The 24511-nt window shown below is 71.4% G+C and carries 18 protein-coding genes, 1 tRNA gene and 2 pseudogenes; 12 read left to right on the forward strand and 9 right to left on the reverse strand.

Annotated elements, in window-relative coordinates:
* Nucleotides 1–41: 41 nt before the first annotated feature.
* On the forward strand, nucleotides 42–1133 hold the full coding sequence (locus C3V38_RS03875; protein ID WP_063973833.1) for a GAF domain-containing protein: 1092 nt from the start codon (nucleotides 42–44) through the stop codon (nucleotides 1131–1133).
* Between the two features lie 89 nt (nucleotides 1134–1222).
* Nucleotides 1223–2476, forward strand: coding sequence for a pyridoxal phosphate-dependent aminotransferase (locus C3V38_RS03880; RefSeq protein ID WP_063973834.1), 1254 nt, complete (start codon nucleotides 1223–1225; stop codon nucleotides 2474–2476).
* Nucleotides 2477–2752: 276 nt separating this feature from the next.
* Here the strand turns inward: C3V38_RS03880 and C3V38_RS03885 are convergent.
* From C3V38_RS03885 to C3V38_RS03900, 4 genes and pseudogenes are all read right to left on the reverse strand, one after another.
* A pseudogene (locus C3V38_RS03885) lies at nucleotides 2753–4102 on the reverse strand (UDP-glucose/GDP-mannose dehydrogenase family protein); the annotation flags it as partial.
* 118 nt (nucleotides 4103–4220) lie between these two features.
* A complete protein-coding gene (gene dcd, locus C3V38_RS03890) occupies nucleotides 4221–4784 on the reverse strand; it encodes a dCTP deaminase (RefSeq protein ID WP_063973835.1) in 564 nt (187 codons plus the stop codon).
* Nucleotides 4765–5529 (reverse strand): hypothetical protein, encoded by a 765-nt coding sequence (locus C3V38_RS03895; RefSeq protein WP_106385129.1) that lies wholly within the window; start codon nucleotides 5527–5529, stop codon nucleotides 4765–4767. The genes dcd and C3V38_RS03895 overlap by 20 nt, the downstream gene beginning before the upstream one ends.
* A gap of 161 nt (nucleotides 5530–5690) precedes the next feature.
* The gene (locus C3V38_RS03900; protein ID WP_063973837.1) at nucleotides 5691–6503 is read right to left on the reverse strand and encodes a hypothetical protein; all 813 of its coding nucleotides are present in this window, start codon (nucleotides 6501–6503) and stop codon (nucleotides 5691–5693) included.
* Between the two features lie 215 nt (nucleotides 6504–6718).
* On the opposite strand from C3V38_RS03900, the gene C3V38_RS03905 reads away from it, so the two are divergent.
* A complete protein-coding gene (locus C3V38_RS03905; RefSeq protein WP_007633735.1) occupies nucleotides 6719–6976 on the forward strand; it encodes a hypothetical protein in 258 nt (85 codons plus the stop codon).
* Nucleotides 6977–7038: 62 nt separating this feature from the next.
* Nucleotides 7039–7112, forward strand: a tRNA-Gly gene (locus tag C3V38_RS03910).
* Between the two features lie 268 nt (nucleotides 7113–7380).
* On the opposite strand, the gene C3V38_RS03915 is transcribed toward C3V38_RS03910, so the two are convergent.
* Complete coding sequence (locus C3V38_RS03915) at nucleotides 7381–8352, reverse strand: hypothetical protein (protein WP_106385130.1); 972 nt, start codon at nucleotides 8350–8352, stop codon at nucleotides 7381–7383.
* A 241-nt stretch (nucleotides 8353–8593) separates the two neighbouring features.
* Between C3V38_RS03915 and C3V38_RS03920 the strand changes: the two genes are divergently transcribed.
* The 3 genes and pseudogenes from C3V38_RS03920 to C3V38_RS18210 all read left to right on the forward strand — a co-directional run bounded on the left by C3V38_RS03920 (nucleotide 8594) and on the right by C3V38_RS18210 (nucleotide 12284).
* Nucleotides 8594–10432 carry an acyl-CoA dehydrogenase gene (locus C3V38_RS03920; protein ID WP_106385131.1) on the forward strand — a complete coding sequence of 613 codons (1839 nt, stop codon included), beginning with the start codon at nucleotides 8594–8596 and terminating at the stop codon, nucleotides 10430–10432.
* A 245-nt stretch (nucleotides 10433–10677) separates the two neighbouring features.
* Nucleotides 10678–11792: pseudogene (locus C3V38_RS03925) on the forward strand (catalase); the annotation flags it as partial.
* Nucleotides 11793–11975: 183 nt separating this feature from the next.
* Complete coding sequence (locus C3V38_RS18210; RefSeq protein ID WP_305790982.1) at nucleotides 11976–12284, forward strand: catalase-related domain-containing protein; 309 nt, start codon at nucleotides 11976–11978, stop codon at nucleotides 12282–12284.
* A gap of 181 nt (nucleotides 12285–12465) precedes the next feature.
* Here C3V38_RS18210 and C3V38_RS03930 read toward each other — a convergent pair whose 3' ends face one another.
* On the reverse strand, nucleotides 12466–14397 hold the full coding sequence (locus tag C3V38_RS03930; protein ID WP_106385132.1) for a VanW family protein: 1932 nt from the start codon (nucleotides 14395–14397) through the stop codon (nucleotides 12466–12468).
* 160 nt (nucleotides 14398–14557) lie between these two features.
* Nucleotides 14558–15871, reverse strand: a complete 1314-nt coding sequence (locus C3V38_RS03935) for an acetyl-CoA C-acetyltransferase (protein WP_061914599.1) — start codon at nucleotides 15869–15871, stop codon at nucleotides 14558–14560.
* A 123-nt stretch (nucleotides 15872–15994) separates the two neighbouring features.
* Here C3V38_RS03935 and C3V38_RS03940 point away from each other — a divergent pair, with 123 nt between their 5' ends.
* From C3V38_RS03940 to C3V38_RS03955, 4 genes are all read left to right on the forward strand, one after another.
* On the forward strand, nucleotides 15995–17344 hold the full coding sequence (locus C3V38_RS03940) for a 3-oxoacyl-ACP reductase (protein ID WP_106385133.1): 1350 nt from the start codon (nucleotides 15995–15997) through the stop codon (nucleotides 17342–17344).
* 6 nt (nucleotides 17345–17350) lie between these two features.
* Nucleotides 17351–18256, forward strand: a complete 906-nt coding sequence (locus tag C3V38_RS03945) for a MaoC/PaaZ C-terminal domain-containing protein (RefSeq protein WP_106385134.1) — start codon at nucleotides 17351–17353, stop codon at nucleotides 18254–18256.
* 297 nt (nucleotides 18257–18553) lie between these two features.
* Nucleotides 18554–19861, forward strand: coding sequence for a sorbosone dehydrogenase family protein (locus C3V38_RS03950; protein ID WP_254426075.1), 1308 nt, complete (start codon nucleotides 18554–18556; stop codon nucleotides 19859–19861).
* A 55-nt stretch (nucleotides 19862–19916) separates the two neighbouring features.
* A complete protein-coding gene (locus C3V38_RS03955; protein ID WP_106385135.1) occupies nucleotides 19917–21140 on the forward strand; it encodes a sorbosone dehydrogenase family protein in 1224 nt (407 codons plus the stop codon).
* A gap of 17 nt (nucleotides 21141–21157) precedes the next feature.
* On the opposite strand, the gene C3V38_RS03960 is transcribed toward C3V38_RS03955, so the two are convergent.
* Nucleotides 21158–21961, reverse strand: coding sequence for a fructosamine kinase family protein (locus C3V38_RS03960; protein ID WP_106385136.1), 804 nt, complete (start codon nucleotides 21959–21961; stop codon nucleotides 21158–21160).
* Nucleotides 21958–23340 (reverse strand): MFS transporter, encoded by a 1383-nt coding sequence (locus tag C3V38_RS03965; RefSeq protein WP_254426076.1) that lies wholly within the window; start codon nucleotides 23338–23340, stop codon nucleotides 21958–21960. Before C3V38_RS03965 ends, C3V38_RS03960 begins: the two co-directional genes overlap by 4 nt.
* A 44-nt stretch (nucleotides 23341–23384) precedes the next feature.
* Here C3V38_RS03965 and C3V38_RS03970 point away from each other — a divergent pair, with 44 nt between their 5' ends.
* On the forward strand, nucleotides 23385–24383 hold the full coding sequence (locus C3V38_RS03970; protein WP_244881745.1) for an SRPBCC domain-containing protein: 999 nt from the start codon (nucleotides 23385–23387) through the stop codon (nucleotides 24381–24383).
* Nucleotides 24384–24511: the final 128 nt, after the last annotated feature.

The raw sequence follows: 24511 nt of genomic DNA on the forward strand, positions 1-24511 counted from the left end.
TTTCATGACGCAGATCACACTTTCTCCCCAAGGGGGTGGCAATGTCGTTGCACTCGGCGTTGCGGTTCTCTGACCCAGGGACCTTTGCGGCCCGTTCGATCGAGGCTCATGAGATAGCGCTGGCCGGCGGCACGACCAGCACGCTGGACTCACGGATCCTGCGCGCATGGCGTCGTAGTGGGGCCGCGGGAATCTCCCCGGACCAGCAGGCGCCCTCCAGCGTTCTGTCCCGCGAGGAGATCGCGGACGCACGAGGTCAGACGCCGCTGCACCGGGTCGCGGCAGATGTCGTGGCGTCGGTAGCGGACACCTCGGCCGCCGGGCGACACCTCGTCGTCGTCTCCGATACGCGAGGTCGTGTGCTGTGGCGCGCGGGCAGCGCGCAGGTGTTACGCCGGGCGGACTCGATCGCCTTCGTGGAGGGCGCGGACTGGTCCGAGAAGAGCATCGGCACCAACGGCATCTCGCTGGCACTGGAAGCCGGCACTCTCGCCCATGCCACGGCCGGTGAGCACTTCGTCCGCGCCCACCATGGATGGACCTGCACGGCAAGCCCAATCCGGAATTCTCGGGGCCGCATCGTCGGAGTCCTCGACGTGTCCCACCCGTTGCGCTACTCGTCCGCTGAGACCGCCGCGCTGGTGCGCTGCGGAACGCGGCTGGCCGAGTCCCTCCTCGCCGCGCTGCCTTCGCCATTCGACTCCGACAGTCGTACCGAGGCGAGCTACGCCGGCACCCCAGGCCGAGACCCGGGCCATGATCGGACCGCTCACGCCAGCGCCGTTACCTCGATCCGGCTTCTGGGGTGGAAACCGGCTGTGATTCGGGCGGACGGAACCTCGATCCCGCTCACGCCGCGCCGGGCGGAACTGCTCGCCCTGTTGGCCTCCCGCGAGGCGTGGTCTGCGCGGGCGCTGTCTGAAGCCCTCTACGAGGACCCGTCCGCCACCACCACGGTGCGAGGCGAGGTTCGTCGGCTACGTCAACTCACCGGGCTGTCGATCGACTCGCAGCCTTACTCACTGTGTCCGCGCGAGCGCGAGTGCGTTGACTTCCTCTCTGTGGAACATCCCGATGACCTTCTTCCGGACTCCGAGATCCCGGCGATCATCGACCTCCGGTACGGGATCTGACCGCAGCGATCCGCCTACGACCGACGACTCCTCCTCCGACAGGGCATGTGGCGCCGGGCACGAGGAGGCGGGTGGCACAATCAGCAGGTATGACTCCTGAGACCACGGGACGCACGCTCCGCCAGCCGCGCACGCTCGACCAGTCCTCCAAGCTCAAGGACGTCCTCTACGAGATCCGCGGGCCGGTGCTCGCCCGGGCCAACCAGCTCGAGGCGGAGGGGCACCGCATCCTCAAGCTCAACATCGGCAACCCCGCGCCGTTCGGGTTCGAGGCGCCGGACGTGATCATGCGAGACATGATCGCCGCGCTCCCCCACGCGCAGGGTTACTCGGAGTCCAAGGGCATCCTCTCGGCCCGCCGCGCGATCTTCACGCGCTACGAGTTGGTCCCCGACTTCCCCCACCTGGACGTCGAGGACATCTACCTCGGCAACGGGGTCTCCGAGCTCATCACGATGACCATGCAGGCGCTTCTCGACGACGGCGACGAGGTCCTCATCCCGGCCCCGGACTACCCGCTGTGGACCGCGATGACCTCGCTCGCGGGCGGCAAGCCGGTCCACTACCTCGCGGACGAGGACAACGACTGGAACCCGTCGCTGGAGGACATCGCCTCCAAGATCACCCCCCGCACCAAGGCCATCGTGGTGATCAACCCCAACAACCCGACCGGCGCGGTCTACTCGCGAGAGGTCCTGCAGGGGATCGTCGACCTCGCGCGGGAGCACAGCCTGCTCATCCTGGCCGACGAGATCTACGACCGGATCGTCTACGACGAGGCCCAGCACACCTCGATCGCCACGCTGGCGCACGACCTGCTGGTGCTCACGTTCAACGGGTTGTCCAAGACGTACCGCGTGGCGGGGTACCGCGCGGGGTGGGTCGCGATCACCGGCCCCAAGGCCCACGCCGCGGGGTTCCTCGAGGGGCTCGAACTCCTGGCCTCGACGCGACTGTGCCCGAACGTGCCCGCACAGCACGCCATCCAGGTCGCGCTAGGCGGCTACCAGTCGATCAACGAGCTGATCGAGCCCGGCGGGCGACTGCACGAGCAGCGCGGCATCGCGTGGGAGAAGCTCAACTCGATCCCCGGCGTGAGCTGTGTCCGGCCGATGGGCGCGCTCTACGTCTTCCCGCGGCTGGACCCCGAGGTACACGAGATCCACGACGACCGGTTGTTCGCCCTCGACCTCCTCGAGCGGGAGCGGATCCTCGTCACGCAGGGCACCGGCTTCAACTGGCCGAACCCGGACCACTTCCGGGTGGTCACCCTGCCCGCGGCGCGGGATCTGGGCGTGGCCATCGAGCGGATCGGCAACTTCCTGGCGTCCTACCGGCAGTAACCCGCAGGGCGACCTCGCCCCCGGGCCTCGTCACCGCCTCGCCGCTGGGCCGCCCTGGCCGCGTGTCCGGCCCGGGCCACCGCCAGTCGGTCAGACGGTCGGTGCGCGGTGTGCGGCGGCCGGGTCGACCGCGAGCCCGACGGGCGGCAGGGCGTCGGTGATGCCACCCGGGCGCGAGGCTGCGCCCCCGGCGGAACCTGCGCCCCCAGCGTGGCCCGCGCCGGCGCCGTATTCGACTCCCGCAGCCCCGGCGGCTCCCGCGGCCCCGCCGAATCCGGCACCGACGACCGTGGGAACGCCACGGCCCAGTGCGCGGTAGGTCCAGCCGGCCTCGCGCCAACGCTCGGCGGGCATGCAGTTGCGCCCGTCCAGCAGGATCCGGCCCCGCGCCACCTCGGCGACCGCGACCGGGTCCAGCTCCACGAACTCGGCCCACTCGGTGGCCACCAACACCACGTCCGCGCCCTCGCACGCCGCCAGGGCGGACTCGGCGTAAGTCAGGGTCGGGAACAGGGCCCGGGCGTTGTCCAGCGCCTGCGGGTCGTACACCACCGCGCTCGCGCCCTTCAGAGACAGCATCCCCGCCACATTCAACGCCGGCGAATCACGCACGTCGTCGGAGTTCGGCTTGAACGCCGCACCCAGCACCGCGACGGTCTTGCCGATGACCGTGCCGCCGCACGCCTCGACGGTCAGGTCCACCATCCGCTCCCGGCGCCGCATGTTGATCGAGTCGACCTCCCGCAGGAACGTCATCGCCTCGTCCGCGCCCAGCTCCCCGGCACGCGCCATGAACGCGCGGATGTCCTTGGGCAGACAGCCCCCGCCGAACCCGAGCCCGGCGTTGAGGAACCGCCTCCCGATCCGCGGATCCATACCGATCGCATCCGCCAGCACAGTCACGTCGGCGCCGGCGGCCTCACACACCTCCGACACGGCGTTGATGAAGCTGATCTTGGTCGCAAGAAACGCGTTCGCGCTCACCTTCACCAGCTCCGAGGTCGCCAGGTCCGTCACGATCACCGGACACGGATCCGACTCGAGGATCGGCGCGTAGGCCTGCTCGACCAGCTCACGGGCGAACCCCTGCTCGTCCGGCCCGCCGGGCAACCCGATCACGATCCGGTCCGGTGTCAGAGTGTCGGCCACCGCGAAACCCTCACGCAGGAACTCCGGGTTCCACACCACCTCCGCGCGCACACCGTCCCGGGCGTGCCAGTCCGCGACCCCCTGCAGCCGCGCCGCCGTACCCACCGGCACCGTCGACTTGCCCACCAGCACCGCGTCAGAGGTGAGCAGCGGCACCAGCCGGGTCACCACGTCCTCGACATAGGTGGTGTCGGCGGCGAACTCGCCCTTGCGCTGGGGCGTACCCACCCCGATGAAGTGCAGGTCCGCGAACTCGGCGGCCTCGGCGTAGTCGGTGGTGAACCGCAACCGACCCGACTCGACGTGCCGCAGCAGGATCTCCGGCAGACCCGGCTCGTAGAACGGCACCTCGCCGCGGCGCAGCCGCTCGATCTTGGCCTCGTCGACGTCCACCCCCAGCACCTCGTGGCCCAGCTCGGCCATGCAGGCGGCGTGGGTGGCGCCGAGGTATCCGGTCCCGAACACGGTCATACGCATGGCGCCGTTCTACCGCGTCAACGCGTCGCGGTGGGAACGCGCTGGTGAACGACGGTGGAGCAGTGCGCGCCGCACGCCCCGGGTGGTGCGCGCCGCACGGCTCGCGGCAGAGCCCGGCTCAGCGGAAGTTGAGGTACGCCTTCGACGCCGTCGGTCCGCGCTGGCCCTGGTACTTGGACCCCACGCTCGCGCTTCCGTACGGGGTCTCGGCGGGACTGGAGAGCCGGAACAGGCACAGCTGGCCGATCTTCATCCCGGGCCACAGCGTGATGGGCAGGTTCGCGACGTTCGACAGCTCGAGGGTGATGTGGCCGTCGAACCCGGGATCGATGAACCCGGCGGTGGAATGGGTGAGCAGGCCGAGGCGACCGAGGGAGGACTTGCCCTCGAGCCGGCCGGCGAGATCGTCGGGCAGGGCGAGCCGCTCGAGGGTCGCGCCGAGCACGAATTCCCCGGGGTGCAGGACGAAGGGGTCACCCTCGGCGACCTCGACCAGTTCGGTGAGCTCGTCCTGCTGCAGCGCCGGGTCGATATGGGTGTAGCGCGAGTTGTTGAAGACACGGAACAGCCGGTCGAGGCGGACATCGATGCTCGACGGCTGGATCAGCGCGGGGTCGAGGGGATCGATGCCCAGTCGCCCGTCGGCGAGCTCGGCGCGGAGGTCACGGTCGGAGAGCAGCACGGTCCTGAGGGTACCGGGCGCCCCCCGCGAGCAGACGGAGCTGGGTGCCGAGCTCGGCGACGCCCGTGCACGCCTCCGCGAACGGCAGTCGCTCGCGGCGGATCCGGCCCTCGCGGTCGACGAGCTCGATGTCCACGCCGGCGCGGTCGATGCCGATGAGCAGGGGCCGCACGGCGGGCAGGCACCGGCAGACGCGCAGCGCGATGCGCGGGACGACCTGGCAGCGAGGGTCGTTGAGGTGGTCGAGCCAGTGGCCCTCGAGGTCGGTGAACGGGTCGGGGCCGGAGGTGGCGAGGTCGTCGGGTGCGATGTCGGTGACGCCCTCGTCGTCGGTGAGGACGATCTTGTCGGCACGGAGCCGGACGAGGGCGGAGTCGGATCCGACGCCCAGGAGGGCGGAGTCGGGGAGGTCGCGCGCGATGTCGGCGGCGGTGATCCGTTGGGCGCGCGTCCCCGTCTGTTCGACGCGTCCCTCGACGACGACGATGCGGCGGCAGCGACCCTGGGCCACTCCCCCGATGATCTCGTCGAGTACCTCGAGTCGGGCGGTGACCCCGCCGAACCCGATGGATGCCGCGTCGGCTATCGGGATCACCAGGCTGAGGTCGGCGGTCCCCGGACTCTGGTGCACGAGGGCGACCGCAGGGGTGGCGGAGCCGAACGTGAGGGTGGCGCGCGGGCACCGGCGTAGCGCTGAACTCGCCCGCTCGGCCGGCTCCGGTACGGGTCCCACCAGTGATCGCATGCCTTCGCCTCTCGTCGTCGCGGTTCCCGTCCCCCGCTCCGGCGCCTCAGGGACGGTGCCGGAGCGGGAAGCGGGTGCGGGGACGTGACTACCCGCAGCGATGAACTTAGGTAAGGCTTACCTCAAAGGGAAGGGTTTTCAGGAAACTTTTGTGTGACAGGTCACCGTGTCAGCTCGGCGAGCGCCCGGTGGACGTCCTCCGAATCGGCGCAGACCTGCGGGAACGGCACCCGGAGGAACTCGCGGACCCCGGAGTGCACCGACCCGATGTTCACGTCGACCCCGTAGCTGTCGACGCCCGCGAGAACCGGTCGGGTGCCGGCGATCTGCCGGCCGGCGCGCAGCGCGAGGCGCGCGGCCAGACCCGGATCGTCGGCCAACCGGCGCAACCACGCCTGCTCGTCGACCGCGATCGGGTCGACGCTCGCGGCGGCGAGATCCGACCGCGGCACCAGGTGCACCCCGTCCGCCGTGACGTAGCTGATCTCCAGCGGCTGCAACTCGCTCAACCGGAGCGATCCGACGTCGCCGCTCCCGTCCGGTCCGCCGCCGTCCGCCGCGACCAACCTGCGCCGTCGTGCCGCCGACGAGGCCGTCACGATTCCTGAGAGCGTGACGATGCCCCGGGCGACCGCGCACTCGTCGTCGTAACCCCGCCCACGTCCCCCGCACGGCGCGGGACGGCCGTCGACGGAGAACGAGGGGCGCGGCGCGGACCCACGACACCGGCCCGTACAGACGGTGTCGACGATCTCGACGGTCGCGGAGGCGCCGGCGGCGGCGACGCGGGCGGCGTCCCCCGTCTCGCGCGACGCCCCGCCGACGTCGACCACGAGCACCACGACGCCGTCGTCACGGACCCGTGCCGACCGAAGTGGACGCCGCAGCATCCCCGTCCCCACGGTTCCCGACGCGCCTCGCGCGAGCACCGTCCGCACGCGTTCCGCGACGGGTCGGTCCGTCACGTCGTCCATCACGCACCTCCTGTCAGCGGTGCCCGTCCGCCGGGCGACCGTCCGCGCAAAACGGACTATCCTCCAGTTCAGCGTCCGGTGGGGCCGCTTCCTTCCCGGATCCGCCCGGAATCGGCGTGAGACCTGCCACATCGCGCGGCCACCCCGGCCGCGACGACCCCCCTCGAGCCGTCGCGGATATGCGCCGACCGCAGCTGACGTGGTGAAATGGGCGCATGGACGAGTTCAGGGAAGAGCCCTCGAAATACATTTGGCGCTGGACCCAGTGGTCGTGGGTGTGCGTCGGCGTGGGCGTGCTCATCGTGCTGATGGGGATCACCAGCGGCGGCTCCGTCACCCCGTGGATCATCGGCGCGATCGCGGTGGCCGTGATCGGCGGCGTGGCGTTCGGGTTCGTCCCCCGCGCCTCCCTCGCCCAGCCCAAGCGGCCCATGACGCCCGGCGCGAAGCGGAAGGCCGCCCGGAAGAAGTGACCCCAGGCGCCCTGCGCCACGCAGGGCTCGTGCTAGTCTGAAAGCCGCCTCGAGCAGGCATCGCCGATGTAGTTCAATGGTAGAACTTCTGCTTCCCAAGCAGACAGCGCGGGTTCGATTCCCGTCATCGGCTCCACAGGACAAGGCCCTCCCTCCGGGGAGGGCCTTCGTCGTTCCCGGCCCGCACTCGGGCCGGGTGCCCCGGATCATCGCTCGTCGATGACCCGGGGAATCGTTCGTTTTCAGGCCCGCCGCCCCACCTTCGGAGACCCTGCTCCTCGACGAGTGGTCACGAACGCTGGTTTCTCCGCGGCCCGGTCTGGGAAAACGTGAGCAGGTGTGACCTTTCGCCGACCCCGGTGCCGGCCCAGCGGCGCCTGCGAGGCAGTTCGAACAAGGCGCGATCAGGCCTTGCCGTTCTCGCCTCCGCGGCGACGCAGGAGTTGGAAGCCCGGGATGCCGGCCACCGCCTCGAGACACTGCTGCGCGACCTCGAGGATCTGGTGGACCTCCGGTGCGACCGTGTCCATCGAGGCGAGCACCGGCATGATGTCGGTCTCCAGACTCTCGCCGAGCGCGGGCAGGTGGTCGATGAACTTCACGACCGCCTTGATCTCCTCCGGGTCGACCGACTCGAGGACCTCGCCGGCGATCGGCTCGATCAGTGAGACGGTCTTGTCCGCCCACACGAGCACCTCGGTGAGGCGCGTCGCGACGCGCTTGGCGACCACCGGGTCGAGCTCGGCGTCGACGAGGAGCGCCTCGACGACCGGCTTGACGGGGGCCAGCGCGGAGTCCGCGAAGTCGAGGAGAGGCACGACCCGCTCGATGAGCGTGCCCGCGTCGAGCACCAGCTCGTCCGCGGTGTCCACGGTCGCGCCGACCCGGGCGACCACGCCTTCCGCGGAGTCGATGGTGCCGTCCACCCGACGCACCACACCCTCAGCCGAGTCGATCGTGGCGTCCACCCGACGCACCACGCCCTCCGCCGAGTCGATCGTGGCGTCCACCCGACGGACCACGCCCTCCGCCGAGTCGATGGTCCCGTCAACCCGACGGACTATCCCCTCCGCGTCGGTCACCGTGCCGGCCACCTGGTCGATCATCCGGTCGGCCCTGGCGACGGTGGTGCGGACGTCGTCGACGGTGGTGGTCGCGGAGGCGACGATCCCGTCGATCGCCCGCACGGTCCGGTTCACCTCGTCGAGCAGGTCCTGGATCCGCTCGACCACCACCTCGACGTCGTCGAGCAGTGCGAGTACCCGAGCGGGCAGGAGGATCAGCTCCCTGGCCAGCCCGAGTTGCCACTCGACCACACGAAACGCCGCCCCCACCACGGAGACGGCGGAGGGCGCCCGCCGCTGGATCTCTGCCATGAGGTGATTCTGCCCCACCGTCTCCCTCACCGTGGGCGCCCCGAAGAGCCCGCCCGGGAACCCGCGGAGGGACGTGGCCTGCGGAATCAGAGCCTTCCCTCACCTTGGACTGTTCGCTGACAACGCATTAGCATCGGCGTTGTTACCGACGAGTAGGTTCCAGTGGCCCCGTGGGCGAGCAGCACCGACTCTTCGGGCGCGACCAATTCCATGACACGCACTCCGATCGGAGAAGACCGTAATGGGTCACTACAAGAGCAACGTCCGGGATCTCGAGTTCAACATGTTCGAGGTCCTTGGCATGAACGAGGCACTCGACGCCGGCGAGTTCGGCGACATGGACACCGAGACCGCCAAGGGCATCCTCGACGAGGTCTCCGCCCTGGCCGAGGGCCCGGTTGCCGAGTCTTTCGCCTCCGCCGACCGCAACCCGCCGGTGTTCGACCCGGAGACCCACTCGGTCTCCATCCCCGAGGACTTCAAGAAGTCGTTCAAGGCGTGGTTCGACGCCGGCTACTGGTCGATGGGTCTGCCCGACGAGATCGGCGGCATGCCGGCTCCCCGCGCGATGGTGTGGGCCGTCGGCGAGATGATGCTCGGTGCCAACGCCCCCGCGTTCATGTACTCGGCCGGCCCGGCCTTCGCCGCCGTCCTCTACGAGAACGGTACCGAGGAACAGAAGAAGTGGGCCGCCACCTGCGCCGAGCGCGGCTGGGGTGCCACCATGGTGCTCACCGAGCCCGACGCCGGTTCGGACGTCGGCGCCGGCCGGACCAAGGCCGTCAAGCAGGACGACGGCTCCTGGCACATCGAGGGCGTCAAGCGGTTCATCACCTCGGCCGACTCGGACGATATGTTCGAGAACATCTTCCACCTGGTCCTGGCGCGCCCCGAGGGCGCCGGGCCGGGCACCAAGGGCCTGTCCCTGTTCTTCGTGCCGAAGTTCCACTTCGACTTCGAGTCCGGCGAGCTGGGTGAGCGCAACGGCGTGTTCGTCACGGGCGTCGAGCACAAGATGGGCATCAAGGCCTCGACCACCTGTGAGCTCACCTTCGGTGGCCACGGTGTCCCCGCCAAGGGCTGGATGGTCGGCGGCGACGAGCTGAACCAGGGCATCCGTCAGATGTTCGACGTCATCGAGCACGCCCGCATGATGGTCGGCACCAAGGCCATTTCGACCCTGTCGACCGGGTACCTCAACGCTCTGGAGTTCGCCAAGGAGCGCGTCCAGGGCGGCGACATGACCGAGATGGCCGACAAGACCGCGCCCCGCGTGACGATCACCCATCACCCGGACGTGCGTCGCGCCCTCATCCGCCAGAAGGCGTTCGCCGAGGGCCTGCGCGCGGTGTACATGTACACCGCCGCCCACCAGGACCCCGAGACGGCCGTGCGCGCGTCGGGCGCGGACGCCGAGCTGGCCCACCGCGTCAACGACCTGCTGCTCCCGATCGTCAAGGGCGTGGGCTCCGAGCGTGCCTACGAGCTGCTGACCGAGTCGCTGCAGACGTTCGGCGGGTCGGGCTTCCTGCAGGACTACCCGATCGAGCAGTACATCCGCGACGCCAAGATCGACTCCCTCTACGAGGGCACGACGGCCATCCAGGCGCAGGACTTCTTCTTCCGCAAGATCGCCCGGGACCGCGGCACCGCCGTCGGCCACATCTCGGCGCAGATCAAGCACTTCTTGGAGAACGACGCCTGCGGCGGGAAGCTGGCCGCCGAGCGCGAGCTGCTGGCTACCGCGCTGGCCGACGTCGAGGCCATGATCGGCACCTGCTTCGAGCACCTCATGGGCTCCCAGGACGAGCCGAAGCGCCTGTACACGATCGGGCTGGCCTCGGTGCGCGTGCTCATGGCGTTCGGTGACCTCATGATGGGCTGGCGTCTGCTCGTCGGCGCCGAGGTCGCCCTGGGCAAGGTAGACGGCGCGTCTGACGACGACAAGGCCTTCTACAACGGCAAGATCGCCGCCGCCCGGTGGTTCGCGAAGAACGAACTGCCCCTCCTCACCGCCACCCGGGGAATCGTCTCGGGGCTCGGCAACGAGCTCATGGAGCTGGACGAGGCCGCCTTCTGACGCACCTCTGACGGGCGGGCCCACCCCGACCGCTAGACGAATCCGCTACTCCGGCTCCGGATCCGCTCCCTCTCCACGGGTAGCGGATCCGGAGGCCGGGTAGCGGATTTCGTATTTGCGCGAACGGTGGTATCGGGAAGGCCCGAGTCCTAGGGTCGGCGCCACGACCAGCCCCCACCGGACGGGCGAAGCCTTCTACCCGAGGAGAATCGCTGTCCGAAAAGCGCAGGCACGACGACCCCATTCTGACCACCCGCCAGGGACACCCGGTCCACGACAACCAGAACACCCGCACCGTCGGGGCCCGCGGGCCGGCGACGCTGGAGAACTACCAGTTCCTGGAGAAGATCAGCCACTTCGACCGCGAGCGGATCCCGGAGCGGGTCGTGCACGCGCGCGGTTTCGTCGCGTACGGCGAGTTCGAGGCGACCGGGAAGTGGGGCGACGAGCCCATCTCGAAGTACACCCGGGCGAAGCTGTTCCAGGAGGCGGGCAAGAAGACCGACGTCGCCATCCGCTTCTCCACCGTGATCGGCGGCCGGGACTCCTCCGAGGTGGCGCGGGACCCGCGCGGCTTCGCGGTGAAGTTCTACACGGAGGACGGCAACTGGGACCTCGTCGGCAACAACCTCGGCGTCTTCTTCATCCGCGACGCCATCAAGTTCCCGGACGTCATCCACTCCCTCAAGCCCGACCCCATCACGTTCCGCCAGGCCCCGCGCGGATCTACGACTTCATGTCGCAGTCGCCGGAGGCGATGCACATGCTGGTCAACCTCTTCAGCCCCCGCGGCATCCCGGCCGACTACCGGCACATGCAGGGCTTCGGCGTGAACACCTACCGCTGGGTCAACGCCGAGGGCGAGAGCCATCTGGTGAAGTACCACTGGCTGCCCCACCAGGGCGTCAAGAGCCTCACCGAGGAGGACGCGGCGAACATCCAGGCCCATGACACGGGCCACGCCTCCAAGGATCTGTACGAGGCCATCGAGAACGGCGACTACCCCAAGTGGGATCTGGTCGTGCAGATGATGTCGGACGACGACCATCCCGAGCTGGACTTCGATCCGCTGGACGACACCAAGACATGGCCCGAGAACGACTTCGAGCCGAAGCTGGTCGGCACCATGACGCTCAACCGCAACATCACCGACCACCACAACGAGAACGAGCAGATCTCGTTCGGTACCGGCGTCCTGGTCGACGGCCTGGAGTTCTCCGACGACAAGATGCTGGTCGGTCGCACGTTCTCCTACAGCGACACCCAGCGCTACCGCGTCGGCGCCAACTACCTGCAGCTGCCGGTCAACAGCGCCAAGAACGCCACGGTCGCCACGAACCAGCGCGGCGGCCAGATGTCGTACGGCGTGGACCTGCAGGGGCAGAACCCGCACGTGAACTACGAGCCGTCCACGATGAACGGCCTGCGCGAGTCCGCGCCGACCGGCGAGGAGGAGGTGGGTCCCGAACTGCGTGGTCGTCTCACGCGCAGTGAGTACCCCCGCACCAACGACTACGTGCAGGCGGGCCAGCGCTTCCGCCTCATGGAGGACTGGGAGCGCGACGACCTGGTGAAGAACTTCATCGACAACATCGGGCAGGCCACGCGCGAGGTGCAGGAGCGCATGGTCTGGCACCTGTTCCTGTGCGAGGACGAGCTCGGCCAGCGGGTCGGCGACGGTCTGGGCATCTCGGCCGACGACGTCCGCCACCTCGAACCGCTGCCCAAGCAGCAGCTGACCGACGAGGAGCGCGATCGCATGGCCAACCTCGGCAAGAACGGCCCCCGCGACGTGGAGGGCCTGACGATGACGCACTGCGTGCCCAACGAGCGGGTCGTCGTCGAGCGCTGACAGCCGCGCACCGGCCCGGCCGGCCCCCACCGGCCGGGCCACCCCACCGAAATCCGCTACCCGGAATCCGGATCCGCGCTACCCCGACAGGAGTAGCGGATCCGGGCGGAGGGTAGCGGATTTTGTTCGTGCGGGCGGCGCCGTGCGTGCGGGCGGCGCCGTGCGTGCGGGGCGCGGCCTGTCAGTTGCCGGGCAGGCCGGGGATGCGGATCTCCGGCAGGCCCGGGATGCGGATCGGTCCCGGGCCGGGCGGCGGCGGGGGAGGTGGCGGTGCGTCGGCGTCAGCGGCGGGCTGTTCGGCCCGGCACTCGATCCGCTCCCGCGGGGGGTAGGTGGACGACACGGTGTCGGTGCTGACGGTGGCGCCGCCACGCTGGACGGTCCGGGTGACCCGTGCCGTGTAGCCGTCCCGCCCCGCGCTCGGGGTACAGCCGGCGGTGGTGACCACCCGGGTCGGCGCCCGCCGGACGTCCGTGCGGGGCGCCGTGGAGATACGGACGGTGTATTCGCGAGTGCCCCACAGTCGGACCGTCACCGAGTTCCCGCTGCCGGAGGCGTCGATCACGAGCCCCGTGTCCTGCGCGTTGCGGAACCCCACGTCGGCCGAGGCCGTGGCATCCCGCCCGGCGGGGAACGCGTCGCCGTCGACACCACGCGACGTGCGCACCGGATCCTGGGCACCGGCCTCGAACGCGGCGTTGAACAGTGCGGTGGCCACGGCGTCGGCGGAGGTGTCCCCGGAGACCGTGCCGGCGAGCTCCTCCATCGAGAAGCTCTCCCCCGCGGGGATGAAGTGCCCGGCGAGCGAGGCGATCATCGACTGGGCCCGCCCGTTCGCGCCGACGGCCACCGTGAACTGACCGACCGGCTCGCGGATGCCGGCCCGTTCCGCCTCCTCGGTGGTGAGCTCGGGATCGCGGCCCACGTAGCTGACCGGCAGCACGCGCGGGCCCGCGGTGTCCGTGAGCTGGCCGGGGAGAGCACCGAGCAGCGGACCCCACTCGACCGTCCGTCCCTGGACCGCGGGCACGACCGTGGCGGTGGTCCCGCTGAACTCGAAGCCGGCGTCCCTGCCCTCCTGTTCGGTCGGCTCCAGGAGCGGCTCGAGGATCCCCTTGGCGGCGTCGGCGTCGAAGCGCGGCTCGAGCACGTCGCCCTCGCGGACGAAGGTCAGGTACTCGCCGATCCGATCGCGGGGGAAGACCACGGGCACGGCGTCGGGGTCGTCCGGGTCGATCATCTCGATCTCCCGCTCGGCGGACTCGGGACGCTCCCGGCCGGCGGGCGGCGGTGGGGCCGGCAGCCGGGTGGTGATGGTCGTGACCGGCGGCTCGGTCCCGTCCTCACGGATCCGGGAGGCCAGCAGCGTCACGTCGCGGGTGGCGGCGGGTTCGGCCACGTCCCGGATCAGTGCGCGGACCTGCTCGGCGTCGGTCTCAGTGGGCGTGTAGTCCACGGGCAGGTCCACGCCGTCGTCGTCGAGCCAGTGCTCGAGCACCGCGTCGCGGGAGTTCTCGATCTGCAGGCGCTGGCCGTCGAGCGGGATGGCCGACCGGACCTGGTCGCGGTCGAACCAGATGGCCCCCTCGCGGGGCTCGAAGTCGGCCTGCAGCGCGAGCCGTTCGAGGAAGTCGGTGAGCCGGGCGTCCGGGATGACGCTGGCGATGCCGACGTCGGTGGACCACACCAGGCTGATCAGCCGGGTGATCGGGTTGAGGGGCTGCTCACCGGCCCGGTCGAGCGTGCCCTGCCAGTCCACCGACAGTCCGACCGCCTGCGGGTCCAGCGTCGTGGACACGGCCCCGGCGCGGAGATCCACCTCGTCGTCGACCCGTGGCCCCAACTCCTCGACCAGGCGCCGCTCGGCGTCGGCCGTGGTCATCCCCCCGACCTCGATCCCGGCGACCTCGGTGCCGCGCGGTACGCGCCCGATGCTGTTGACCAGGTCGAATCCGTACAGCACTGAGAGCGCCATGAACACGCCCACGCCCGTGTGCAGCCAGCGCGAGTGCACGCGGTAGCTGCGCCGCTCGGACGCGGTCGGCCGGGGCCCCGCCCCCTCGATGGCGACGGGCCGGGCCGGGCCGCCGCCGGTGCTGGTGGACTCCTCCACTCGTCACGTCTCCTCACGAAGCGGGGCGGGGTCCCCGGCAGGGTGCCGGTCGTCAGACTCCCGCACTAAGCACTGTGCACACCACTATGACGGACCGGTGCGATGAGTGCAGCCCCCGCGCCGGGCGCGGGGGCTGCAGGTCAGGCGTTCCGGGACCGGGTCAGCGCTCGACGATCGCCGTGACGCCCTGGCCGCCGGCCGCGCAGATGGAGATGAGGGCGCGGCCTCCGCCGTTCTGCTCGAGCAGCTTGGCGGTGGCGGACAGGATGCGGCCGCCGGTCGCGGCGAACGGGTGGCCGGCCGCCAGCGAGGAGCCGTTGACGTTGAGCTTGGACCGGTCGATCGAGCCCAGCGCCTTGTCCAGCCCCAACCGCTCGGTGCAGTACTCCTCGGACTCCCACGCGGCCAGGGTGGCCAGGACCTGCGAGGCGAACGCCTCGTGGATCTCGTAGTAGTCGAAGTCCTGCAGGGTGAGGCCGTTGCGGGCCAGCAGCCGCGGCACGGCGTAGGTGGGGGCCATGAGCAGGCCGTCCGGGTTGCGCCCTTCCTTGCCGTGGATGAAGTCCACGGAGGCGGTCTCGGAGTCCACGAGGTAGGCGCGGACGGGCAGCTTGTGCTCGGCCGCCCACTCCTCGCTGGCCAGCAGCACCGCGGAGGCGCCGTCGGTGAGCGGGGTGGAGTTGCCGGCCGTCATGGTGGCCTCGGTGCCGTGGGCCTCGGCGTCACGCTTGCCGAAGACGGGCTTGAGCTTGCCCAGCTTCTCCTCGGAGGAGTCGGGCCGCATGTTGTCGTCGCGGGCCACGCCCAGGTACGGGGTGACCAGGTCGTCCTGGAAACCCGACTCGTAGGAGGCGGCGAGGTTGCGGTGGCTGGCCGCGGCCAGGGCGTCCTGGTCGGCGCGCGAGACGCCGAACTCGCGGGCGGTGATCGCGGCGTGCTCGCCCATGGACAGCCCGGTGCGCGGCTCGGCGTTCTGCGGCTGCTCGGGCACGAGGCTCTGCGGGCGGATCTCGCCGAGCAGCTTGAGTCGGTCAAGGTTGCTCTTGGCCGCGGTGAGCTTGATGAGGGTCTTGCGCAGGTCGTCGTTGACCGCCAACGGGGCGTCCGAGGTGGTGTCGGTGCCGCCGGCGACGCCGGACTCGATACGGCCGAGCGCGATCGCGTCGGCGACCTGGATGGCGGCGGCCAGGCCGGTACCGCAGGCCTGCTGCACGTCGTAGGCCGGGGTCGACGAGTCGAGGACGGAGCCGATGACGGACTCGCGGGTGAGGTTGAAGTCGCGGGAGTGCTTGAGCACGGCGCCGGCGACGACGGACCCGAGGCGCTTGCCCTGCAGGTTGTAGCGGCTGGCCAGCCCGTCGATCGCCGCGGTGAGCATGTCCTGGTTGGAGGCGTCCGCGTACTTGCCGTTCGAGCGGGCGAAGGGGATTCGGTTGCCGCCGACGATGGCGACCTTGCGGGGGCTTGTGGTCACGTGTGTCACTCCCGTTTGTTCTCGGTGTCCGGTGGCCCGAAACGCGGCCCTGGCAGTATTGTTACTCAGCAGTAAGTTACTTGTCGACCCGCAGTACCGCACCTTTCCCAGGAGATGATCGCCATGGCGCAGGGCAACCTCGACCTCTACTCGCAGTTCGTGACCTCGGCCCCCGGGTCATTCATCGCCGGCAAGGTCGGCCTCCCGCAGCCGGAGCAGCTGCGCCGTCACGAGGCCGGTCAGCCCGCCCTCCACGGTCCGGTCCTCATCGGCGGGGAGGGTCGCCTGGTCGAGCCCGTCCGCGAGATGCTCTCCGGGGACTACGAGCTGGCCGCCGCCGGCGCCGAGGACAAGTTCGCCGGCCTCGTCTTTGACGCCACGTCATTCAAGCGGCCCGAAGACCTGGTCGCGCTGTACGAGTTCTTCAACCCGGTCGTGCGCAGCGTCATGGCCAGCGGCCGCATCGTCGTCCTGGGCACGACGCCCGAGGAGACCGGCTCGGTCGAGGAGCGCATCGCCCAGCGCGCGCTCGAGGGCTTCACGCGCTCGCTCGGCAAGGAGATGAAGCGGGGCTCCACCGTCCAGCTCGTGTACGTCTCCCCCGACGCCCACGCGGGCGCCTCCGGGCTCGAGTCGACCCTGCGGTTCGTCCTGTCGGCCAAGTCGGCGTACGTCGACGCCCAGGTGTTCCGCGTGGGCGCCGGTTCCGCCACCGCCCCGTCGTCGTGGGACCGACCGCTCGAGGGCAAGCTCGCCGTCGTCACCGGGGCCGCGCGCGGCATCGGTGCGGAGATCGCGGCGGTCCTCGCCCGCGACGGTGCACACGTGATCTGCTGTGACATCCCCGCCGCGGGCGAGTCGCTCTCGGCCACCGCCAACAAGGTCGGCGGCACCTCCCTGCCGCTCGACGTCACCGCCGCCGACGCCGCCGAGGTGCTGGCCAAGCACGTCACCGAGCGTCACGACGGCCGCCTCGACATCCTCGTCCACAACGCCGGCATCACCCGCGACAAGACCCTCGCCGGCATGGACGCCGCGAGCTGGGAGTCCGTCATGGCCGTCAACCTCATCGCCCCCGAGCGGATCACGGCCGAGCTCGCCGAGAAGGGCATCCTCGGCGAGGGCTCGCGCGTGGTGGGCGTGTCCTCCATCGCGGGCATCGCCGGCAACCGGGGCCAGACCAACTACGCCACCTCCAAGGCCGGCGTGATCGGCTTCGTCAACGGCGCGTCCGCCGAGCTGGCCTCCAAGAGCATCACCGTCAACGCCGTGGCGCCGGGCTTCATCGAGACCCAGATGACCGCCGCCATCCCGTTCGCCACCCGCGAGGCCGGCCGCCGCATGAACTCCCTGCAGCAGGGCGGCCTGCCGGTCGACGTGGCCGAGACCATCGCCTTCTTCGCCAACCCCGCCTCCTCCGCGGTCACCGACAACGTGATCCGCGTGTGCGGGCAGTCGCTGCTGGGGGCGTGATCGATCGTGGAATACACCCGACTCCCCGGAATCCCCAACCTGCTCGGCCAGTACGGCAAGGCCGCGGTCGGCGCCCTCCCTGTCGTCGGCGGCTCCCGTGACGGAAAGTCGATGCCGTCGAAGGGCGTCGAGGTCACCGGCGTGCGCGTGGACGTGGCGAACCTCGCCGCCTACGCTCGCGTGTGCGGCCTGCGCCTGACCGACGAGCTGCCGCTGACGTACCCGTTCACGCTGGCGTTCCCCTTGAGCATGCAGCTCATGCTGGACCCGGACTACCCGGTGCCGGCCATGGGCTCGGTGCACCTGACCAACGAGATCGAATCGCGCCGCGCGCTGCGCGTCGGCGACGAGCTCAACATCCGCGCGCACGCCGAGAACCTGCGGGAGCATCCGGCGGGGTTGCTGTTGGACGTGGTCACCGAGATCAGGACAGGCGACGACGACGAGCCCGCCTGGGTGCAGCGGTCGGGCCTGCTCTCCAAGCGCAGGACCTCCCTGACCCCGCCGAAGGACGCGCCGCGCCCGCCTAAGCCCGCGCCGCCCACCGCGGCCGAGATCGGCGACCCCACGGTGGTGAAGTCGGTGTCCGAGGCGCAGATCTCGGAGTACGCGGCCGTGTCCGGCGACCGCAACCCGATCCACGTCTCCCGCGTGGGCGCCAAGGCGTTCGGGTTCCCGAACGTCATCGCCCACGGAATGTGGACCGCCGCCACGCTGCTCGGCGTGGTCGAGGGCGAGATCCCCCGGCGCGCCCGCTACTCGGTGGAGTTCGGCAAGCCGGTGATCCTGCCCGCCAAGCTGGGGATCTACGCCCGGCGCGGAGGGGCCGGCGACCCGGCCTGGTCGCTGTCCGTGCGCAACCCCAAGAAGCTGGAGACCGTGCACGCGACGGCGACGATCGAGGAACTCTAGGCCCCGCGGCGCACGCATCGACGAGAGCGTCCCGCACGCACCGCCCGAGAGGCGGCGTGCGGGGCGCTCCTGTCGTCCGGGGGTGTCGTAGGCGTCGGATATCGTCATCTGAGCCCTCGTGACATCCGTCGCCGGGGCCCGTTGCTCGTGACCCCGTTTCCTGTGACCCCGTTTCCTGTGACCCCGTTTCCTGTGACCCCGTTGCCTATCCCCGGAGGCCCCGTGTCCCGCTTGTCCCCTTCGCGTCCCCGCGTCCGCGCTCGAGCCGGCCTGCATGCCGGATCGATCGTCGGTGCGGTGACGGTCGCGGCCGTCACCGCGATGGTGGTTCCGTTGACCGCGAACGCCCAGAGTGCGGCGCCCGGTTCACTGTCCGGGTCGCTGGACGCCGGTTCATCGGGCTCGGCCGGGTCGGGCTCGGCCGGGTCGGCCGGGTCCACGGGTTCGCTGGGCGCGCCGGCCGCCCGCCCCGAGGACCGCTATCCGGACGAGCCCCTGCCCGCCGGGCCGGAGGTCGAGGTGGAGACACTGGTCGGCGGCCTGACCATCCCGTGGGACGTGGTCCGCGATCCGAACGGCGTGGTGGTGACCGGTGAGCGCGGGACAGGCAGGGTTCTCGCGATCCACCCCGACGGGACGACCACCGTCGTCGCGGCCGACTTCGGGGACCTGTTCACCGGCGGCGAGAGCGGCCTGATGGGTGTGGCGTTGGCGCCCGACTTCGCCCAGAGCCGCGAGGTCTACACCTGCCACTCGGAGAACTTCGCCGATGGCACGCCCGGTGACAGCCGCGTCACCGCCTGGCGCGCGGCGGACGACTGGTCGGCGCTCGAGGATCCCGACGTGATCGTCCCCGGCATCGCCCGGCAGAACATCGGCCACCACTCCGGGTGCCGCATTCTCGCCCACCCGGACGGCACGCTCTACATCGGCACCGGTGACACCTTCCACGGCGCGGTCCCCCAGGACCTGCGGTCGCTCGGCGGCAAGGTCCTGCACGTGACCCGCGACGGCTCCCCCACCCAGGACCCGGCCCGCATCCCGGACGCGGACCCGCGCATCTTCACCTTCGGCCACCGCAACGTCCAGGGCCTGGCCCTGCAGCCGGGGACGGGACGCCTCTTCTCGGCCGAGCACGGCACGCACCGCGACGACGAGATCAACCAGCTGCGGGCCGGCCGCAACTACGGGTGGGACCCGCTGCGGCCCGGGATCAACGAGCGCGACCACGACGACGCCTCGCCCATGACCGATCTGGGGAAGTTCCCCGACGCGGTCGAGGCGACGTGGTCGTCCGGCGATCCCACGCTCGCGACGAGCGGGATCGCGTTCCTCGACGATCCGTCGTGGGGCGAGTGGGACGGCGCGCTGGCGGTCGCGATGCTCAAGACCAAGCAGATCGTGCTGATGAGGCTCAACGAGGACGGGACCGGCGTGCTGGAGCTCGGGGCCGTCATCCCCGGCGAGCACGGCCGCATCCGCTCCCTGACCGCCGAGCCCGGCGGCACGCTGCTGGCCACCACCTCGAACGGCGGCGGCCGTGACGAGGTGCTCCGAATCCGGCCCGCCGCCGTTCCGGTGCCGCCGGCGCCGGGGGTCGAATAGGTTCGGACGCACGGAGGTTGATCCCTTCCCCGAGTCGTCCGACCCAGGAGCAGCCGTGCCCAGTTCCGTCTTCCCCCGCACCCTCGCCGGGCTCGCCGCCGCGGCGGCGGTCACCGTCGCCGTCCCCCTCACCGCCTGCGCGCAGAGCAGCCAGCCCGGCGGCTCGTCCGGGTTGATCGACACCAGCCTCATCCCACCGGGCAGCCTCTTCCCCTCCGCCCCGGGCGTCGGCGCCGGCGAGGTCGTCGACGGACCGGCGGTCGAGACCGAGACGGTCATGGACGGGCTGACCATCCCGTGGGACGTGGTCCGCGCACCGGAGGGGACCCTCCTCACCGGCGAGCGCGGCGGACGGATGGTCGTGCAGCGCCCCGGTGAGGAGCATCGCGAGATCGGGATCGACCTGACGGGCCTGTTCCGGCAGTCCGAGAGCGGTCTGATGGGCATGGCCGTCGACGCGGGCTTCGAAGAGAACCGGGAGATCCACGTGTGTTGGTCGCGGGCGGTCGGCGGTGAGCGCGACAACCGGATCACCACATTTGCCGTCGACGACGACTGGACCGCCATGACGAAGGTCCGCGACACCCTCACCGGGATCCCACTCGGCGCGACCGGCATCCACAGCGGGTGCCGCCTGCTCACCGCCCCCGACGGTTCCATCTACGTCGGCACCGGCGATGCGCAGAGCCCCACAGGGCCCCAGTCCCCCACTTCGCTGGCCGGCAAGACCCTACACATCACCCCCGGGGGCGCGCCGGCGGCGGGCGACTCGGTGATCCACACGATCGGCCACCGCAACGTCCAGGGCCTGGCGATCGACCCGGACTCCGGGCGCGTCTACTCCGCCGAGCACGGCCCGGACGTCGACGACGAGGTGAACCTGCTCGAACCCGGCGGGAACTACGGCTGGAACCCCGACGTCGGCGGCCGCTACGACCAGAACGTGCCGATGACCGACACCGCCAGGTTCCCGGACGCGATCGAGGCCGTCTGGTCCTCGGGCGCCCCGACGCTGGCGCCCGCGGACATCGAGTTCCTCGGCCCCGAGTGGGGCGAGTGGGCCGGCGCGCTGGCGATGGCCAACCTCAAGACACAGAAGCTGGTGCTGCTCCGACTGAGCGACGACGGCCGCTCGGTGATCGACGCCTCCGTGCTGCTCGAGGGCGAGTTCGGCCGGCTGCGGTCCCTGGCCCCCGAGCCGGACGGCTCGCTGCTGGTGACGACCTCCGACGGCGACGGTCGCGACTCGGTGTTCCGGGTCAGCCCCGCCGGAGCCTGACGGCGGCCGCCGGGCGACTAGAGCGCCAGCACGCGCCGGGCGGCGTCGGCCAACGCGACCGCGTAGCCGGCGCCGTGCCCGGCCGAGTGGGTGGCGAGCGGGTGCAGCTGGTGCAGCGGCACCCGCTCCCGCCAGCCCTCCCGCAGCGGCCGGACCTCGCCGTAGCCACGCAGGATGTGATCGAGGTGCGGCGCGCCGAACAGGGCGAGCATCGCCAGGTCGGTCTCGCGGTGGCCCCCGTGCGCGGCGGGGTCGATGAGCACGGCCTCAACGCCGCCGTCGCCCGCCGCGCCGGCCCCGCCCCCGGCCGTCCACAGGACGTTTCCCGTCCACAGGTCGCCGTGAATACGGGCGGGAGTGTCGCCGGGGTGGTCGAGCTCGCCGGCGGCCACGCGGTCGCAGGCCCGCTCGACCGCGGCCAGGTCGGCACCGTCGAGGACACCCAGGTCCACCGCGATGCGCACGAACGGCCGGACCCGCTGCTCGGCGTAGAACTCGCCCCACGAGTCGGTTGGCCTGCACTCCTGGGGACGGTTGCCGATGAAGCACCGGCCCGCCCAGCCGTCGGCGGGTGCGCCCCAGGCGGCCGCACCCGCGTCGTGCATCGCCGCGAGTGACCGCCCGAACCGCAGAGCCGCGTCCGCCGTGGCGCGACCCGCGGGGATCTTCTCCAGGGTGATCTCGTCGTCGTCGACCCCCGTCACCTCCACGACGCGGGGCCCGCCGCGGGCCGCGGCGAGCCACGCCAGTCCGGCGGCCTCGTGGCGGAAGAAGTCGGGCCCGTGGTCCGAGCCGCGTTTGACGAACACATCGGCGCTCACGTCATGGTCTCCTTCTCGTGCGCGGGGGCTCGGACTGCGGGATCGGGGTCTGCGGCATCGGGGTCGGCGGACTCGCGGCCGGCGGGCGTGCGGCCGGCGGGCGTGCGGCCGGCGGGCGTGCGATCGGCACGGCCGAGCAGCGGCCCGGCCAGGGCGACGATGAGGACGCCGCCGACGATCATCGGCGTCACGGTCCAGCGCAGGCCCGCGACTTCGGCGATGAACCCGACGAGCGGCGGCGAGGCGAGGAAACCGAGGCGCATCACCCAGTTGAGCACCGCGAGCCCGGCACCGGGGGCCAGGCCGGGCACGGAGTCGGCGCCGACCATCGCGCCCGGGATGACGGTCGCGATTCCCCACCCCGCCAGCACGAACCCGGCGAGCAGGACCACCAGAAGGGTCGACCCGTCGAGCGTGAACGACGCGACGAACGCGGCGCTCGCGCCCACCATCACGAACAATCCGCCCGCGCGGGCGAGTCGGGCGGCGCCGAACCGTTCGACCAGCGCGTCGCCGCTGACGCGGCCGGCCAGCTGCGCGCCCTGCACGGCGATGAAGCCGAGTCCGGCGAGTCCCGCCCCGGCGATGGTGGTCTCGCGCAGGTAGAGCGCCGACCAGGTCTGGGCGAAGTCCTCGACGAGCTCGGCACAGCAAGCGAACAGGCCGAGCGCGATCAACAGCAGGAGCGCGCGGCCGCCGGGGAGGCGGCGGGCGGCCGGGGCGGTGTCATCGGGTACTGCTTCTCCCGGCACCGCGTCGAGGTCACGGCCCCGCTCGTCCTCGGCGGCGGCGGGGCCCAGCCGCATCGGGTACGCGGCCGCGGCGGCCAGCGCGCACACCACGGCGGCCCCGATCATCTGGACCCGGACCGACGCCCCCGCGCCGGCGGCCACCGACCCGCCCGCGGCGCCGAGCACCGCCCCGAGAGACCACAGCGCGTGGAACCGGTTGATCAGCGACCGGCCGTGGCGCAGCTGCACGCGGATCCCGTGGGCGTTCATGGACACGTCGGTGATGGCGTCGCACACGCCGAACGCCAGCAACAGCGCCGCGAACACGGCCACGACGGGCGAGAACCCCACGAGCGCGGCGGCCACGGACGCGCCGACCATCATGGCCACGGCGACGGCCCCGTCGGAGCGACGCCGCATGAGGGCGGGCGTGAGCAGCCCGCCGACCAGTGCGCCGGCCGGGTAGCAGGCCATCGCCAGCCCGAACTCCCCCGCGCCCAGGTCGAGGGCGCTCTTGAGGTCGGGCAGGCGGGGCACGATCGCGCCGAAGATCGCGCCGTTGGCGGCGAAGAGCAGGGCGGTCGCGGCGATCGGCCCCCGGACGCCGCGGGCACGATCGGCATCGTGGGGCGCGCTCGTCGAGGTCACGCCCGCCAGGGTACGGCCCGGGATGCGGCGGTAGCGTTGTGCGCGTGGAGCGGTCGACCGACGGGCGGGAGCGGGACATGTACGACGTGGCGGCGGAGGTCCGGACGGACGACGGCAGCATCCGCGTGGTGTGTAGCGTGCCGCTGCCGGTCGCGCCGGAGATCGTGTGGGACGCGGTCGCCACCGCCGAGGGCATCGCGTCGTGGTTCGTCTCGTGCGCGATGGAACCGCGGGTCGGCGGGCGGATCGTGCAGTTCGCCGACCCGGGCGCGCCCGACCCCACGACCGGCCCGGAGGCCGCGGCCGAGGCCATGCTCACCGCGACCGTCGGGGAGATCACCGAGTACTCGCCGCCCACCGCCGACGCGCCGGGCGTCTTCGCCTACGTGGAACGTGACTGGATGGGCGAGGGCGTGCCCGTGCCGCCGTGGGAGACGTCGTGTGAGGTGGTCGACGACGACGAGGGCGGCAGCGTGCTCACCCTGCGGTCCGGGTTCGGCTCCGGCGGGGAACTGGCGGGACAGTCCGTGTCGGGCAGTGTCGACGGGTGGGCGCAGGCGCTGACCGTGCTTGCCCACCGGCTGACCCATCGCCCGGCCGGCGGGGTGGTGACCGTGGACGCGGCCACCGATCCCGTGCAGCAGACGGTGCCCGAACTGTGGGCCCGCGTGACGTCGCGACTGATCGCCCCTGCGTCGGGGGTCGGCCACAACCCGGCCGGTGGCTCGGGGGGCGGCTCGGGGAACAGCGGCGTCGTGGCGCGCTCGGGCGAGGTCGGCGGCATCGTCGCGACCGAGTCGGAGGCGTCGCGCACGCTCATCCTGTCCGCCCCCGTCGACGGGATGCTCGAGCTGTTCGCCTTCCCGGCGGGCGAGACGCATGAGGACGCGGCCGGTCGGGCGGCCCTGGCGTTGCGGGTTTACGAGTACGTCGACGTGCCCGGCGGCGACGGCCGCCCGCTGGGTGCCGCGGCGGTCGACGTCACGCCCTCCTGGGACGCACCGCGCTGGCGTGCATGGCTCGAAGGGCTGCTGGCGGACTGATCCGCGAGCGGCGGACCTGCGGTTACGCGCGTCGGCGGGTCGGCTCGGGTCGGCCGGGGGTGACGGTGGAAACACGGCGGTACGGTGAGCCGATCTACCCTGTGCCCGCAGTAGGGTGACGGGGAGTA

Source organism: Dietzia sp. oral taxon 368, from assembly GCF_002999155.1.
Lineage (GTDB): Bacteria > Actinomycetota > Actinomycetes > Mycobacteriales > Mycobacteriaceae > Dietzia > Dietzia cinnamea.

Bases quoted from the DNA above. Each gene is read 5' to 3' on its own strand.
- C3V38_RS03875 (WP_063973833.1), top strand. From the start codon at position 42: ATGTCGTTGCACTCGGCGTTGCGGTTCTCTGACCCAGGGACCTTTGCG.
- C3V38_RS03880 (WP_063973834.1), top strand. From the start codon at position 1,223: ATGACTCCTGAGACCACGGGACGCACGCTCCGCCAGCCGCGCACGCTC.
- C3V38_RS03895 (WP_106385129.1), bottom strand. From the start codon at position 5,529: ATGCGATCACTGGTGGGACCCGTACCGGAGCCGGCCGAGCGGGCGAGT.
- C3V38_RS03900 (WP_063973837.1), bottom strand. From the start codon at position 6,503: ATGGACGACGTGACGGACCGACCCGTCGCGGAACGCGTGCGGACGGTG.
- C3V38_RS03905 (WP_007633735.1), top strand. From the start codon at position 6,719: ATGGACGAGTTCAGGGAAGAGCCCTCGAAATACATTTGGCGCTGGACC.
- C3V38_RS03915 (WP_106385130.1), bottom strand. From the start codon at position 8,352: ATGGCAGAGATCCAGCGGCGGGCGCCCTCCGCCGTCTCCGTGGTGGGG.
- C3V38_RS03920 (WP_106385131.1), top strand. From the start codon at position 8,594: ATGGGTCACTACAAGAGCAACGTCCGGGATCTCGAGTTCAACATGTTC.
- C3V38_RS18210 (WP_305790982.1), top strand. From the start codon at position 11,976: ATGGAGGACTGGGAGCGCGACGACCTGGTGAAGAACTTCATCGACAAC.
- C3V38_RS03940 (WP_106385133.1), top strand. From the start codon at position 15,995: ATGGCGCAGGGCAACCTCGACCTCTACTCGCAGTTCGTGACCTCGGCC.